We start from the raw sequence: 14,011 nt of genomic DNA on the forward strand, positions 1-14,011 counted from the left end.
GGAGAACGCGTGAACACCCACCCCGAGCAGGACGCCCTGGCCGCCGACGCCGCCGACCCCGGCCGCCGCGCGGAGTTCCTGATCCCGCCGGCCCCGGCCGGCTCCCCCTACCCGGAGACCGCCTACTTCGCCGGCAACTCCCTGGGCCTGCAGCCGAAGGGCGCCGCCGCGGCCGTCCAGGCCGAGCTGGCCGAGTGGTCCGGCCAGGCGGTCGAGGCGTGGTTCGCCGCCGAACGGCCGTGGGTGACCTACCCGGCGCTGCTCCGCGAGGACATGGCCGCCCTGGTGGGCGCGCGTCCCGAGGAGACCGTGGTCATGAACGCCCTCACGGTCAACCTGCACCTGCTGATGGCCACGTTCTACCGCCCGCGGGGAGAGCGCGTCCGGATCGTCATCGAGGACACCGCCTTCCCGTCCGACTCCTACGCGGTCGCGGGGCAGGCCGCCTGGCACGGGCTGGACCCGGCCCGCACGGTCGTCCGGCTGCCCGCCGCCGACGTCCCCGCGTACCTGGCGGCCGAGGGCGGCAAGGTCGCCCTGGTGCTGCTCGGCGGGATCAACTACCTCACGGGCGAGCTGCTGGACATCCCCGGCATCACCGCGGCCGCGCACGAGGCGGGCGCCGTGGCCGGCTGGGACCTCGCGCACGCCGCAGGGAACGTCCCGCTCTCCCTGCACGACTGGAACGCCGACTTCGCGGTCTGGTGCACCTACAAGTACCTCAACGGCGGTCCGGGAGCGCCCGGCGCCTGCTTCGTGCACGCCCGCCACCTGACCGGCGGCGCGGACCCCGCGCTGCCGCGCCTGACCGGCTGGTGGGGCACCGACGAGCGGGTCCGCTTCGAGATGCGCCCCGACCGCGACCACGTGCCCGCCGCCGACGCCTGGCAGGTCTCCACGCCGCCCATCCTCGGCCTGGCCGCGCTGCGGGCCGCGCTCGCCGTGCACGCCGAGACCGGGATGGCCGAGCTCGCCGCCCGCAGCCGCCGGCTCACCGGCTACCTGGAGTCGTTGCTCGCCCCGCTGAACGGCGGCCCGATCGAGCTGATCACGCCGTCCGACCCGGCGCGGCGGGGGGCCCAGCTCTCGGTGCGGGTGGCCGCCGGCGACGCGGGCGGGCTGGCCGGGCGGCTGCACGCCCGGCACGGGGTGCTCGCCGACGTGCGCAACCCGGACGTGATCCGCTTCGCGCCGGTGCCGCTGTACTCGACGTACCACGACTGCTGGCGGGCCGCCCAGGCCCTCGCCGCCGAGCTGGCCTAGAACAACCGGGGGGTGACCACCGACACCACGGTGGTCACCTGGTCGGTGTCGTTGTACATGCTGTGCGGCACCGTCGAGCGCAGGTGCACGCTGTCGCCGGGGTAGAGCCGGTGCTCCACGCCGTCCACCTCGTACAGCAGCTCGCCGCTCAGCACGTACGCGAACTCCTCGCCGGCGTGCCCGTACGCGGGCTCCCGCCGCCCGCCCGGCGCGATGTGCACCAGCAGCGGCTCCAGCACCAGGCTGGGGCCGCGCGCGGACAACATCCGGTACGTCTGGGCGCCGGACACGTACTCGGTGGCCGCCGTCTCCGCCCGGGTGAGCGTGAAATGGGTCGGCAGCCGGTCGGCGTCGCGCCCCGGCTGGCGGCCGGGGGAGTCGTCGAAGAACTCCGACACCCCCCGTTCGAGCGCCGCCGCGACGCTGTTCAGCGCCACCAGCCCGATCGTCGAGATCCCGCGCTCCACCTGGGAGAGGAACCCGATCGACAGTCCCGACCTGGCCGCCAGGTCGCGGAGCGTCATCCCCCGCTCCTTGCGGAACTCGCGCATCCGCGCGCCCACGAGCTCCTGCCGGGGCTCGTCCGCGCGCCGGTCCTCCGACGCCGCCACCGGGACCTCCATGTCAGTCGGGGGGTTTGTTCAGCAGCATGAACATATTTCACGCAACGCCCCCCGGCCAACTCACAGGGGGAACCGTTCCTCCACGGCGAGCAGCGCCGCCACGAGCGGCGGCAGGTCCGTCTGGTCCAGGCCCTGGATCTCGAAGCTGAGGGTGTTCCCGGACGCGGGATCGTCGCGCAGGCGGAGCCGGGCGTCGAGGTCGGCGGTGAAGCCGCCGGCGCGGACGTGGACGGGGGTGCGCAGCCAGCTCGCGTCCCAGGGGTCGGCGCTGGCAGGGAACGAGCGGCCGAGGACCGGGATCAGCAGGTGGTCGGACTCGCGGCCGCGGCCGATCATGATCTCCACGGGCCGTCAGGCCAGCCGGAAGGTGAACTGCACCCGCCGCCACGGCCCCGGCCGCCCGTCCGGCGCGGGGCCGTGCTGCTCGGCGAAGGGCACGATGATGGGCTCCTTCACGCCGAACACGGCGTCGGAGTCGAGATGGTCGCCGCCCTCGACGAAGAGCTGGGTGACCAGCGTGCGCCGCCCCGGGGCCGCGATCAGGAAGTGCAGGTGCGGGGCGCGCATCGGGTGGCGTCCGGCGGCGGCCAGCAGCTCGCCCACCGGCCCGTCGTCGGGGATCGGGTACGGCGCCGGCAGGATCGTCCAGAACGTCAGCCGCCCGTCCGCGTCGGTGCGCAGCCGCCCCCGCAGCACCGGCCCGTCCTGGTCCGGGAGCTGGACGTCGTAGTAGCCGTCCTTGTCCGCCTGCCACACGTCCACCACGGCGTCGGCGACGGGGACCCCGGCGGTGTCGGTGACCGTGATGTCCGCCAGGACCCGCTCGCCGTCGAGCCCGCCGGAGATGTCGGCGCCCTGCGGCAGCTCCGGCGGCCCCTCGACGTAGAAGGGGCCGAGCACGGCCGACGGCGTGGCCCCGGCGGCGCGGGCGTTGCCGAGGATGTCGACCAGGCTGCTCACGCCGAGCACGTCCGAGAGCAGGACGAACTCCTGGCGGACGTCGCTGGTGAGGTGCCCGGCCCGGGTGAGGAAGCCGATCGCGTGCCGCCACTCCTCGTCGGTGACGTCGTGCTCGCGCACGAAGGCGTGCAGGTGGGAGACGAGGCCCCGGGCGAGCGTACGCAGCCGCTCCGGCGCGCCGTCGAAGCTCGCCAGCACGCTCCGGGTGAGCTCGTCCGCCGCCCGCTCGACCGCGGGGTCAGGGGTCGTGGTCATCGTGGTCCTCCGATCGACGTCGTATGTCGTCAGCGGCCCGTCGGCGGCGACCAGGAGGGCTCCGGACAGGGGTGTCGCTCCTCTGCGGCAGGGCAGCCGCGCGGATCTTACCGGTTGCCAGGAGCGGCGGGCGAGGGCCGCCGGCCATGGACAAATTCGGGCTGAGTCGTACGATGAATGCCTTCGTGCCAATGGAGGGGGATTCATGAGCACACAACCAGAGGGCGGGCCGAGCGGTTTAAAACCGTTCAGAAGCATCCCGGCGGGCTGCACCGAATTCGTCGGTGATTCTCCGGCCATCCGGAAAGAGCTGGCCACGGCCGTCACCGAGATGCTGCAGTATCACAAGTCTCACCCCAGCGACGACAATCCCGTCTACCAGAACTGCAAGGCCGAGCTGGAAGCGATCAAGGACATGCTGACGACGTCGTATCTCGTGCGCGCGGGGACGCTCCTTTCCCTGGTCACGAAGCATGACGGCAAAGTCCAGGGCATCGCCGTGGTGAGCAAACTCGGAAGCTCGCTCAAAATCGACCAGGCGTCCGTCGCGCCGTGGAACATCGTCCGCCCCGCGGTCAGCGAGGCCGCCGCGCCGAACCCCTTCCTCGGGGTCGGCTGGCAGATAGTGGATGTCGGGCTCACGTACTGCGGGGTGGTGGACCTGACCGCCGCGACCGACCAGTCCGCGGAAAGCTTCAACAAGATGGGCTTCCTCACCCCCGAAGGCGGCCCGCTGAAAGGCGGGAGCGTCGGGGTGTTGAAAGGGGACCGGGTCGAAGCCTTCAAACAGAAAATGGCGAAGTTCCGCGACAAGTGAGGCGGGATTCCATAACAAAGCCGACGGGCATCCACGGTTCGCGAATAGGCCGGCCGGCGTTCGTGCTGATACCGGTTCGGGTTGAGGGCGGACCGTGGGTGCTGTTACCTTCGCACGGTGGACGACAGGCGTGCACGGGCGGAGGCGATCGAGAGCTTCGCGGCGACCTTGCGAGAATTGCGCAACGCGGTCGGCAACCCGCCTTACCGGGAGATGTCCGGCCGGTCAGGGGCGATTTCCCACACGACACTCCACGAGGCCACGAAAGGCAACCGGCTCCCGAGCTGGGAGACCACCGTCGAGTTCGTCAAAGCGTGCGACGCCGATCCGGCCGACTACCGCGAGCGCTGGGAGCAGGCCAACCGGGTGGTCAGATCGGCGAGCGCCGGTGAGTCCACGCCCCGCGCCGCCACGTCGGCGGAGCAGCCGTCCGCCGCGGCGGCTCGTCCGTCCGGCGGAGCGGAGCTCCTGCCCGATGCGGCGGAGTGTCCGTCGGATGGTGCAATGGACCGCTTGTCCGGTAGGGCGGCGCGTCCGTCGGATGGTGCGGTGGACCGCTTGTCCGGTGGGGCGGCGCGTCCGTCCGACGGACTCGCGGCCGGGCCCGGCGCTGCACGGCTCGCCCTCGCGTCGCAGGCGCCCCCATCCGCGGACGACGCCCCACCGCCCCCCGTGAACGACGCCCCGCCGCCTTCCCCGAACGACGCGCCCCCGTCCCCGAACGACGCGCCACCGTCCCCGGACGGCGTCCCGCCGCCCCCTTCCGCGCCCCTTCCCGTGCCCCCTCCCATGTCGCCGGCCGTGCCGCCGGCCGGAAAGGGGCGATCTCGGTCGGCCCGCGTGGCCGCCCTGGCGGCGGCGGTGGTCGTCGTCGCCGGGGCGGTGGCCGTCGTCGTGACCGTGCTCAACAACGGCGCCGCGACCGACGACCCCGGCCCGGCCCCGAGCGGGCCGGGATCGTCGGCCGCCGCGCTGTCCCCGGCCGAGTGCCCGGTGCGCTCGACCAACCCGCCCTGGGCCCCGCCCCTGCACCCGGGCGACAAGGCCGAGTTCATCGAGGACGTCACGCTCCCCGACTGCGCCCGCGTCGACGCCGGCAAGACCGTGACCAAGGTGTGGCGGCTCAAGAACGCCGGCACCGTGCCGTGGACGGGATACTCGCTGCGCCGCCTCGACTTCGCGCAGCAGGCCGACCAGTGCCAGACCATCTCGGACGTGCCGATCAAGGACACCCCGCCCGGCGGCACCGTCGACGTCGAGACCGTCGTCACCACGCCCAGGAAGCCGGGCCTGTGCTACGTGCGGTTCAAGATGGTGGACGCCTCGGGAGCGATCCTGTTCCCGGGGAGCCGGCCGATCAACTTCCAGATCATCGTCGACGCACGCTAGTTCCCCGCCACGCCGGGGCGCGACGGGGAACCAGGGACGGCGGCTCAGGAGCCGAGCGTGATCCCCGTGTAGTAGTGCTGGAGGATCCTGGAGTAGCTCCAGCCCGCGTTGGCCTTGTCGCGGGAGCCGTACTGCGACATCCAGTCGCCGTCGACCCAGTTGCCGCACGCCGTCGTCGTGGAGCAGTACTGCGCCCGGAAGATCTTCCCGCTCCGGGTCAGCCGGGTGCCCCAGGTCGCGTCCACGGCGGCGCTCGTCGTCGCCTTCGCCGAGCCGGGCTGGTACACCTGGCTGGAGGTGTGGTCGTAGACGTCGAAGCACTCACCGCTCGGCGTCCTGCGGTTGGAGTGCAGCGCCCAGTACCAGCCGAAGTTCTTCACGGCGAGCGCCCCCGCCTTGAGCGACTCGGCAGGCCAGCTCGACACCCACTCGTTGGGCAGGACGTTCTTGACGTAGGTCTTGAAGTCCACCCGCTCCACGCGGTCCAGGGAGGTGCGGTACACGAGGATCGTCGTGGGCAGCTTGGTGTCCGTGCCGTCGGTCTTGCACCCGGCCGGCGACGTGGAGCTGAGGAACTGGTGCGAGGCGTTCTGGTTCTTCAGCGTGGCGTTCAGGTTGGCCTTCGCGCCGGGGGCGAAGTCCTGGTAGCTGCCGGCGTAGCCGGTGTTGAAGTAGACGCGGACGGTCTTGCCGCTGCGGTTCCAGACGGAGGCGGCGGAGTTCTTGATGCAGGTGCCCTTGCCTGCTCCGGTCCCCTTGAAGTCGTAGCAGGTGGGCTGGGTGGTGCTGTAGTCGGGGATCGACCCGGTGAAGTCGGAGACCGACCCCTGGTGGTTGCTGTTGAAGTAGTAGCAGAACTCGCCGGTGTCGCAGACCCCGTCGCGGCTCGCTGCGGCGGCGGGGGAGGCGGCGGTGGTGAGGACCGCCCCGCCGACCGCCATCGCGGCGGTGGCCGCGGCGAGCCGTGAGAGCAGGCGGACCGTTCGTACGGACACGTTGTCTTCCTCTTCTGGTCGCGGCCGGGGAGCGTTATCGGATGCTGTAGCCCTGGGAGTTCCAGAACGAGGTGGGGTTCGGGTTGTCGAGGTGCGGGTCGCCGACGCTCTTGGCGGCGCGCGTCTGCCGCCCGAGGCGCATCTCCACGTGGGTGTGCGCGGACGAGCTGCTCGACACGCCACGCCACGACTCGGTGGCGATCACCTGACCGCGGCGGACCTGCTGGCCCACGGCCAGGGAGGACACCGGTGCGGAGTGCAGGTAGATCACCGTCTTGTTCAGCGAGGAGTTGTAGATGGCGATCGTGGACAGGTTCGCCCTGCCGGTGGCGCCGCGCACGACGTTGATGACCTGGCCCGCCACGAGGGCGTGCACGTTGGAGCCGATGCCGCGGGCGATGTCGATGCCCTCGTGCCGGCCGGAGGTGGAGGTGTAGCCGTCGAAGCCGCAGGTGATCCGGCCAGTGGCCGAGTACAGCGAGTACGACATGGCGCCGCCGCTCCCCGACGACGACGGGCCGAACTGGTGCGAGGCGTTCTGGTTCTTCAGCGTGGCGTTCAGGTTGCCCTTCGCGCCGGCGGCGAAGTCCTGGTAGCTGCCGGCGTAGCCGGTGTTGAAGTAGACGCGGACGGTCTTGCCGCTGCGGTTCCAGACGGAGGCGGCGGAGTTCTTGATGCAGGTGCCCTTCCCTGCTCCGGCCCCCTTGAAGTCGTAGCAGGTAGGCTGGGTGGTGCTGTAGTCAGGGATCGATCCGGTGAAGTCGGAGACCGACCCCTGCTGATTGCTGTTGAAGTAGTAGCAGAACTCCCCGGTGTCGCAGACACCGTCGCGGCTCGCGGCCGAGGCGGGGGCCGCGGTGCCGAGCACCGCTCCGCCGAGCGCCATCGCGGCGGTCGTGGCGGTGAGGATCCTGGTGAGCTTGCTCATGCTGTTCTCCTGTCTGTGCTGTTCGAGATCGAGATCGGAGTACGGGGTCAGCGCCGCCGGTACTCCTCCCAGGTGCGGATGGTCGTCCGCGGGCCGTCGTCCGGGCCGCGGTTGGCTAGCCCGTTCAGACCGAGGTAGTAGTCGCCGACCTGGTGCTGGGCCTGGCTGGACAGATCCGTGTCGCTGATCGCGACGGCGTGGATGTGCCAGGGCCAGTCGCCCTGCTGAGGGCTGCGCAGCCAGGCGGCGAAGCCGACGAGACGCAGCGCGCGGACGACGGCGGTGCGGGTGGCGGCGCTCATCCCGTCCACCGAGATGTCGACGACGCCGCCGCCGTCATGGGTGCCGACGGACGTGGGGTCGCCGCCGGGGTTGTACGACCCCTGGTCCAGCGTGAGGTCCCGGCCGAGCAGCCGCTTGGCCTCCGCGAGCATGTCCCGCGTACGGGTGTTGAGCACGGAACCGCCGACGGACACCCGAGCGCCCGGGGTGATGGCCTGGGTGACCGTGAACCGGCCGGCGCCGAGCTTGGTGAGCGACGTCCTGCCCGGCAGGCCGTTGGCGTCGAGGCCGCTGAGGCCGAGCGATTTCTGGTAGTTCGCGTAGGCGGTGACCGTCGTGGTGCCGAAGTAACCGTCCACCCACTTCGCGTCGAGCAGGCGGAGGTCACGCAGCGCCTGCTCGACGAGGAGCACGCCGGCCTTGGCGCCCGGGGTCAGCGTGTTGTCGGGCCGCCGGGGGTCGATCTGGGCCGCCTTGACGGCCGCTTCCATGTTGACGGTCGGAAGGGCCCCAGCGTCGGCCTTCTGTGCCGCCGCCGCCCCGGTCACCCCACTCAGTGGGGCGATCAGGACGGCCGCCGCGAGCAGGGCGGCGCATGAGGACAGCTTCATCGGGTACTCCTGGTTCACGGGGCCACGCGGCGATTCCGGGGTGGCGGAGTCCAAGGTGGCGGCTCGCCCGCGTGTCCGGTAGGAGATCCGTGTTGTCAGCCTGTTCGACGTGCTCCTGCCTGCGGAATTACACGCCGTCTGACAGGCGGCCGGGTGGCGTCAGCCGCCGAGGCGGATGATCCCCCGGGTGGCCGCCACGGTCACGGCGGCGGTGCGGTCGTCCACGCCGAGCTTGGCGAAGACGTGCAGCAGGTGGGTCTTGACGGTGGCCTCGCTGATGCACAGCTGCGCGGCGATGGCCTTGTTGCTCAGCCCTCGGGCGACCGCGCTCAGGACCTCGATCTCCCGCCCGCTGAGCGCGCCGGGCGCGTCGGCGCGCGCCCACGACAACACCCGGGTCGCGATCGACGGCGACAGCGCGCTCTCCCCCCGGGCCGCCGCCCTGATCGCGGCGAACAGCTGCTCGCGGTGGCTGTCCTTGAGCAGGTAGCCGATCGCCCCGGCGTCGATGGCGCGGGAGATGTCGCCGTCGGTGTCGTACGTCGTCAGCACGATCACCCGCGCGCCGGGGTCGGCCGCGCGGATCCGGCTGATCGCCGCCGCGCCGTCGAGCTCGGGCATCTGGAGGTCCATCAGCGTGACGTCCGGCCGCAGGTCGCGCGCCAGGCGCACCGCGTCCGCGCCGGAGACCGCCTCGCCGACCACCTCCAGGTCGTCCTGCGTCCCGAGCATTGCCCTGATGCCGTCACGGACCACCGGATGGTCGTCGGCGATCAGCACCCGGATCGCGCTCATCGCGCCCCCACGGGCAGGCTCGCCACGACCGTCGTGCCCTCCCCGGACGCGCTCTCCACGAGCAGCGTGCCGCCGAGCTGCGCCATCCGTTCCGACATGATCAGCAGGCCGTGGCCGGCGGCGGCCCGCCCCGGGTCGAAGCCGTCGCCGTCGTCGTGGACGTCCAGCACGACCAGGTCGTCCATGTACGACAGGGTCAGCGTGACCCGCTCGGCGCGCGCGTGGCGCCGGGCGTTGGCGACCGCCTCCTGTGCCACCCGCAGCAGCTCGACCTGGACCTGCGCCTCCAGGGGCCGCAGCGCGCCGGTGATCACGGCGTGCGCGTCGATGCCGGTCTCGTCGGACAGCCGGCCCGACAGCCGCCGCAGCGCCTCCGGCAGGCCGCCGTCGTCGAGCTCGCCCGGCCGCAGCGCCCGCACCACGCGGCGGCTCTCCGTGAGGTTCTCCCTCGCCGTACGCAACGCCTGCGCCAGGTGCCGGTCATCGGGCGAGCGCTCCTGCGCCGCCTCCAGCAGCATCACCACGCTGGCGAACCCCTGGGTCAGGCTGTCGTGGATGTCGCGCGCCAGCCGCTGCCGCTCGGCGGCCACGCCCGCCTGCCGTTCGGCCGCCGCCCGCGCCTCCTGGGCGGCCTGCAACTGGTCGATCAGCTCCTTGCGCTCGGCGCTCTGCCGGGCCACGGAGGAGAAGTAGCCCACGGAGGTGGCCGCGCTGACCGCGATCAGCGCGGTGATGGCGAGCTCGGTCCAGCTGATCGACCCGCCGTGGTGGTAGCTGTGCCACAACCAGCCCCCGGCGCACGACAGCACCGCGACCAGCCCGATCCGCACGGCGTCCATGCAGTACGGCACCAGCACGCACAGGCAGACCACCAGGAACGACCGGTCGATCGCGAACAGCCCCAGCCAGAGCAGCCCGCCGCCGGCGACGTACGGCAGGGGCACCTCGCCGGCCGGCGGCGTGCGCAGCACGAACCACACCGCGTACCAGGCGGCCAGCCCGGCCACGAGCGCCACCGGCAGGGCCTGGCCCACCTCCGTCAGCGGGCCGGCCGAGGTCAGCACCAGCCACGACCCGAAGAAGGCGTGCTGCCACCGGCGCCGGGACCGCTCCCAGGACTCCACGGGATCGACGATAACCAGCCGTCCGGCGGTCCGGCATCAACCAGTCGACTGACCCGGGAATCGGCGTCCCGCTCGATGCGCGCCCGGCCGCCGCGGGGCGAGACTCGGCGGTGTGACAGCCATCCCCAGCCCGTCCCAGGGCGTCTGGCATCTCGGCCCGTTGCCCATTCGGGCGTACTCGCTGCTCATGGTGCTCGCCATCGTCGTCGGCGCCTGGGTCACCCGCCGCCGCTGGGCCGCCCGCGGCGGCGACCCCGACGCGGTCGTGGACATCGCGACCTGGGCCGTGCCGTTCGGCCTGGTCGGGGCGCGTCTCTACCACGTGGCCACCGACTGGCGGCAGTACTTCGGCCCCGGCGGCGAGCCCCTGCGGGCCTTCGCGATCTGGGAGGGCGGGATCAGCATCTGGGGCGCCGTCGCCGGGGGCGCGCTCGGCGCGTGGCTGGCCTGCCGCCGGCGCGGCATTCCGCTGCGGGACTTCGCCGACGCCGTCGCGCCCGGGATCGCGCTCGGGCAGGCGATCGCCCGCTGGGGCAACTGGTTCAACCAGGAGCTGTACGGCAGGCCGACCGACCTGCCCTGGGCCCTGGAGATCGACGCCGCCCACCGGCCAGCCGGCATGGAGTCCACGGCGACGTACCATCCGGCCTTCCTCTACGAGTCGCTGTGGGACCTGGGGGTGGCCGGGCTCGTCCTCTGGGCCGAACGCCGCTTCCACCTGGACCGCGGCCGGACCTTCGCGTTGTACGGCGCGGCCTACACCACCGGACGCGCCTGGATCGAGTGGCTGCGCGTGGACCCCGCCCCTCTCGTCCTCGGCCTGCGCCTCAACGTCTGGACCGCCCTGCTGACCCTCGGCGCGGCCCTCACGTACCTGACCGTCACGCGCAGGCCCGGTACCCCTGGCTGTACCTCCGTTGGGGCGTAAGGGGGAACGACCGGGAGGGGGCGTCGCTGGTGTGCTGGTGACTGTCCATCAAGCGCTCCCCCAAGGGAAGTACCGACATGGCAGTCTTCGTCCGCCGTCGCCCGCTGCTCAGTTTCTTCATCCTGGCCAACCTGTTGAGCTGGGTCGCCTGGTTGCCGTACATCCTGTCGCGGAACGGCACCGGGGTCCTGGACTTCGAGTTCCCCGCCCTGCTCGGCACCTCGCAGCTGCTCGGCATGCTGCCCGGCGCCTACCTCGGCCCGATCTTCTCCGCCTACCTCGTGACCAGGATCGCGGAGGGCAAGGAGGGCGTCCGCCGGTGGGTGGGACGGATGACCAAGTGGCGGGTGAGCTGGGTCTGGTATCTGGTGACCGCCATCGGCGTCCCCGCCGCCATCATCGTCACCTGCCTCGCCATGACCGACGGGCAGTTCACCGCTCCTCCCGCCGCCGTGCTGGCGGCCTACATCCCGAGCCTGCTGCTCCAGATGGTCACCACGGGGCTGGCGGAGGAGCCGGGCTGGCGGGACTTCGCGCTGGCGCGCATGCAGCGCAGGTTCGGCGCGCTGGGCTCCACGATCATCCTCGGCCCGCTGTGGGGTCTCTGGCACCTGCCGCTGTTCCTGTCGGAGTGGGGCGGGTACCCGGACGTCAGCCCGCAGCGGATTCTCGAGTTCGTGGCGTTCTGCTGCACCTTCAACGTGGTCGTCACCTGGGTCTTCAACCGGACCGGGCAGAGCCTGCCGCTGATCATGCTGCTGCACGTCAGCGTCAACAACTTCATGTCGGTGGCCTTCGCGGAGGTGTTCCCGACGCTCGCCACGCCCGAGCTGGCGTCCCGGGTCACCCTTCTCGCGGGCACCACCGGGGCCGTCGTGGTGCTCATCGCCACCCGTGGCCGCCTGGGTTACCGTCCATCCACGGAGCCCGTTGCGGCCGCGGGAACGGAAACCGTGATGAGCCGGCGATAGCCTGTGGCGGGCCTGGGAGGTGCGTGCTCATGACGAACGGCGAGAACCGGGCCCCTCGGCGCGTGGACCTGGTCGCCCGGGGCCGCGCCGCACTGGACGCGCTCGAACACCTCGTCGCCGGGATGGGCACGGCGGTCCTGGCGCTGGTGGCGCTCATGTCGGCGGTGGTCACCGGCCTGGCCTGCCTGGTCGGCGTGGGGGTGCCGCTGGTGCCGGCCACGCTGCGCGGGTTGCGCGCGGTGGCCGACAGGGAGCGGGCCAGGCTCTCGCGCTGGGGCCCGGAGGAGCTGGTCGCCGCGTCCCCGCCCCCGGCCGGGCTGCGCGCGGCGCTCGCCGACAGGACGGTGCGGCGGGAGCTGGCCTGGACGGTCGCGCACGGCTCCGCCGGGCTGTTCCTGGGCCTGGTCGCCCTCACCCTCCCGCTGCACGCGGTGCAGGACGTGACCTTCGCGTTGTGGTGGTGGCTGCTGCCTGCCGAGGAGGCCGCGACGGCGGCGTACGGGATGTGGGAGGTCAGGGACGCGGCGGGCGCGCTCGCCGTCGCCGCGCTGGCCCCGGTCGAGATCGCGCTGACCGTGCTCGTCGCACCCTGGATGGCCCGGCTGCAGGCCTGGTCAGGGCGTCGCCTGCTGCGGCCCGGCGCCGACGTGGACCTGCACCTGCGGGTGGCGGAGCTCACCGCGACCCGCGCCGCCGTGCTCGACGCGCACGCCGCCGAGCTGCGCAGGATCGAACGCTCGCTGCACGACGGCACGCAGAACCGGCTCGTCGCCGTCAACGTGCTGCTCGGCGCGGCGCTCCGGGCGCTGGAGCGTGACCCGGCCACCGCCAGGGAGTCGCTCGAACGGGCGCAGAGCGCCGCGGAGCAGGCGCTCGGCGAGCTGCGCGGCGTCGTACGCACCATCCTGCCGCCCGTCCTGACCCACAAGAGCCTCGCCGACGCGCTCGCCGGTCTGGCCGCGGCCTGCCCGGTGCCCTGCCGGATCGACGCCGATCCGCTCATCAGGGCCGCCGCCTCCGTCGAGGCCACCGCCTACTTCGTGGTGGCCGAGGCGCTCACCAACATCGCCAAGCACAGCGAGGCCGGGCGGGCCGTCGTCCGCGTACGCCGCCTCGGCGACCGGCTGCTCCTCCAGGTCACGGACGACGGACGCGGCGGCGCGGACGAGCGCGGCTCCGGGCTCGCCGGCATCCGGGGCCGGGTCGAGGCGCACGACGGGACGTTCACGCTGAGCAGCCCGGCCGGCGGGCCGACGACCCTCGACGTGACCCTGCCCGCAGGGACGTGAGGGTCAGGTGCTCTCCAGGTAGCGCAGCACGGCGGCCACCCGGCGGTCGGTGCCGTCGGCGGGCTGCAGGTCGAGCTTGGCGAAGATGCTCCTGATGTGCTTGTGCACGGCCCCGCCGGTGACGACGAGCCGCTCGGCGATGGCGGAGTTGCCGAGCCCTTCGGCCATGAGGGCCAGCACGTCGCGCTCGCGCGGGCTGAGCCGGTCGAGCGGGTTGCCGGGCCGGTTGCGGGTCAGGAGCTGCGCGACCACCTCGGGGTCGATGGCGGTGCCGCCGTCCGCCACCCGGTGCAGCGCGGTCAGGAACTCCTGGACCCGCCCGACCCGCTCCTTGAGCAGGTAGCCGAGGCGGGCGCTGCCGTGGGCGAGCAGGTCGGTGGCGAACGCCTGCTCGACGTACGCCGACAGGACGAGCACGGCGAGGCCCGGCCTTCGCCGCCTGGCCTCGACGGCCGCCCTGATGCCCTCGTCGGTGTGGGTGGGCGGCATGCGCACGTCCACGATGGCGACGTCCGGCTCGTACGCGGCCACGGCGTCGAGGAACCCGGCCGCGTCAGGGGCGGTCGCCACCACGTCCAGGTCCTCGGCGCGCAGCAGCAGCGCCAGGCCCTCGCGCAGCAGGGGGTCGTCCTCGGCGATCACGATCCGCAAGGCGGCTTCACCTCCAGGCCCGCTGTCACAGTCCTCGCCCTCAGACCCTAGGCCAGCGGGCCCCAGGGAGTAGGAAGGCCGTCAATATTTGGGCTGCCGCCGTATGAAATGCGTCAAGAACCACCAAACC

15 protein-coding genes are annotated in these 14,011 nt (G+C 72.5%); 6 read left to right on the forward strand and 9 right to left on the reverse strand.

Going from position 1 to position 14,011, the window contains the following annotated elements; genetic code table 11:
- Nucleotides 1–9: 9 nt before the first annotated feature.
- Nucleotides 10–1,263 (forward strand): kynureninase, encoded by a 1,254-nt coding sequence (kynU, locus tag ACBR40_RS41325; protein WP_371252235.1) that lies wholly within the window; start codon nucleotides 10–12, stop codon nucleotides 1,261–1,263.
- Here kynU and ACBR40_RS41330 read toward each other — a convergent pair.
- The 3 genes from ACBR40_RS41330 to ACBR40_RS41340 all read right to left on the reverse strand — a co-directional run bounded on the left by ACBR40_RS41330 (nucleotide 1,260) and on the right by ACBR40_RS41340 (nucleotide 3,101).
- Nucleotides 1,260–1,874 (reverse strand): cupin domain-containing protein, encoded by a 615-nt coding sequence (locus ACBR40_RS41330; protein ID WP_364463185.1) that lies wholly within the window; start codon nucleotides 1,872–1,874, stop codon nucleotides 1,260–1,262. The two genes, kynU and ACBR40_RS41330, sit on opposite strands and share 4 nt — an antisense overlap.
- Nucleotides 1,875–1,946: 72 nt before the next feature.
- Nucleotides 1,947–2,231: a hypothetical protein gene (locus ACBR40_RS41335; RefSeq protein ID WP_371252236.1), complete on the reverse strand. Its 285-nt coding sequence runs from the start codon at nucleotides 2,229–2,231 to the stop codon at nucleotides 1,947–1,949.
- 6 nt (nucleotides 2,232–2,237) lie between these two features.
- A complete protein-coding gene (locus ACBR40_RS41340) occupies nucleotides 2,238–3,101 on the reverse strand; it encodes a dioxygenase (RefSeq protein ID WP_371252238.1) in 864 nt (287 codons plus the stop codon).
- A gap of 205 nt (nucleotides 3,102–3,306) precedes the next feature.
- On the opposite strand from ACBR40_RS41340, the gene ACBR40_RS41345 reads away from it, so the two are divergent.
- Together ACBR40_RS41345 and ACBR40_RS41350 are read left to right on the forward strand one after the other, a co-directional pair.
- Entirely contained in the window at nucleotides 3,307–3,918 is a 612-nt protein-coding gene (locus ACBR40_RS41345) for a hypothetical protein (protein WP_371252239.1), read from the forward strand.
- 840 nt (nucleotides 3,919–4,758) lie between these two features.
- Nucleotides 4,759–5,307: an NBR1-Ig-like domain-containing protein gene (locus ACBR40_RS41350; RefSeq protein ID WP_371252240.1), complete on the forward strand. Its 549-nt coding sequence runs from the start codon at nucleotides 4,759–4,761 to the stop codon at nucleotides 5,305–5,307.
- A 44-nt stretch (nucleotides 5,308–5,351) separates the two neighbouring features.
- On the opposite strand, the gene ACBR40_RS41355 is transcribed toward ACBR40_RS41350, so the two are convergent.
- From ACBR40_RS41355 to ACBR40_RS41375, 5 genes are all read right to left on the reverse strand, one after another.
- Entirely contained in the window at nucleotides 5,352–6,302 is a 951-nt protein-coding gene (locus ACBR40_RS41355; RefSeq protein ID WP_371252241.1) for a SpoIID/LytB domain-containing protein, read from the reverse strand.
- A gap of 34 nt (nucleotides 6,303–6,336) precedes the next feature.
- Nucleotides 6,337–7,230 carry a peptidase inhibitor family I36 protein gene (locus tag ACBR40_RS41360; RefSeq protein WP_344213210.1) on the reverse strand — a complete coding sequence of 298 codons (894 nt, stop codon included), beginning with the start codon at nucleotides 7,228–7,230 and terminating at the stop codon, nucleotides 6,337–6,339.
- Between the two features lie 47 nt (nucleotides 7,231–7,277).
- A complete protein-coding gene (locus ACBR40_RS41365) occupies nucleotides 7,278–8,123 on the reverse strand; it encodes a peptidoglycan-binding protein (RefSeq protein WP_371252242.1) in 846 nt (281 codons plus the stop codon).
- A 159-nt stretch (nucleotides 8,124–8,282) separates the two neighbouring features.
- The gene (locus tag ACBR40_RS41370; RefSeq protein ID WP_371252243.1) at nucleotides 8,283–8,918 is read right to left on the reverse strand and encodes a response regulator; all 636 of its coding nucleotides are present in this window, start codon (nucleotides 8,916–8,918) and stop codon (nucleotides 8,283–8,285) included.
- Complete coding sequence (locus tag ACBR40_RS41375) at nucleotides 8,915–10,042, reverse strand: sensor histidine kinase (RefSeq protein ID WP_371252244.1); 1,128 nt, start codon at nucleotides 10,040–10,042, stop codon at nucleotides 8,915–8,917. Before ACBR40_RS41375 ends, ACBR40_RS41370 begins: the two co-directional genes overlap by 4 nt.
- 112 nt (nucleotides 10,043–10,154) lie before the next feature.
- Here ACBR40_RS41375 and lgt point away from each other — a divergent pair, with 112 nt between their 5' ends.
- The 3 genes from lgt (at nucleotide 10,155) to ACBR40_RS41390 (ending at nucleotide 13,230) form a co-directional block, all read left to right on the forward strand.
- Nucleotides 10,155–10,970 (forward strand): prolipoprotein diacylglyceryl transferase, encoded by an 816-nt coding sequence (gene lgt / locus ACBR40_RS41380; protein WP_371252245.1) that lies wholly within the window; start codon nucleotides 10,155–10,157, stop codon nucleotides 10,968–10,970.
- A gap of 77 nt (nucleotides 10,971–11,047) precedes the next feature.
- A complete protein-coding gene (locus tag ACBR40_RS41385; RefSeq protein WP_344213200.1) occupies nucleotides 11,048–11,941 on the forward strand; it encodes a type II CAAX endopeptidase family protein in 894 nt (297 codons plus the stop codon).
- Nucleotides 11,942–11,970: 29 nt separating this feature from the next.
- Nucleotides 11,971–13,230, forward strand: a complete 1,260-nt coding sequence (locus tag ACBR40_RS41390) for a sensor histidine kinase (protein WP_371252246.1) — start codon at nucleotides 11,971–11,973, stop codon at nucleotides 13,228–13,230.
- Between the two features lie 3 nt (nucleotides 13,231–13,233).
- Here ACBR40_RS41390 and ACBR40_RS41395 read toward each other — a convergent pair whose 3' ends face one another.
- Nucleotides 13,234–13,881: a response regulator transcription factor gene (locus tag ACBR40_RS41395; protein WP_344213196.1), complete on the reverse strand. Its 648-nt coding sequence runs from the start codon at nucleotides 13,879–13,881 to the stop codon at nucleotides 13,234–13,236.
- Nucleotides 13,882–14,011: the final 130 nt, after the last annotated feature.

Origin of the sequence: Nonomuraea sp. AD125B (assembly GCF_041402765.1) — a bacterium.
Taxonomy (GTDB): domain Bacteria; phylum Actinomycetota; class Actinomycetes; order Streptosporangiales; family Streptosporangiaceae; genus Nonomuraea; species Nonomuraea bangladeshensis.

Coding starts and splice junctions, on each gene's coding strand:
- ACBR40_RS41390 (WP_371252246.1), top strand. CDS start 11,971: ATGACGAACGGCGAGAACCGGGCCCCTCGGCGCGTGGACCTGGTCGCC.
- ACBR40_RS41370 (WP_371252243.1), bottom strand. CDS start 8,918: ATGAGCGCGATCCGGGTGCTGATCGCCGACGACCATCCGGTGGTCCGT.
- ACBR40_RS41345 (WP_371252239.1), top strand. CDS start 3,307: ATGAGCACACAACCAGAGGGCGGGCCGAGCGGTTTAAAACCGTTCAGA.
- ACBR40_RS41360 (WP_344213210.1), bottom strand. CDS start 7,230: ATGAGCAAGCTCACCAGGATCCTCACCGCCACGACCGCCGCGATGGCG.
- ACBR40_RS41340 (WP_371252238.1), bottom strand. CDS start 3,101: ATGACCACGACCCCTGACCCCGCGGTCGAGCGGGCGGCGGACGAGCTC.
- ACBR40_RS41385 (WP_344213200.1), top strand. CDS start 11,048: ATGGCAGTCTTCGTCCGCCGTCGCCCGCTGCTCAGTTTCTTCATCCTG.
- ACBR40_RS41365 (WP_371252242.1), bottom strand. CDS start 8,123: ATGAAGCTGTCCTCATGCGCCGCCCTGCTCGCGGCGGCCGTCCTGATC.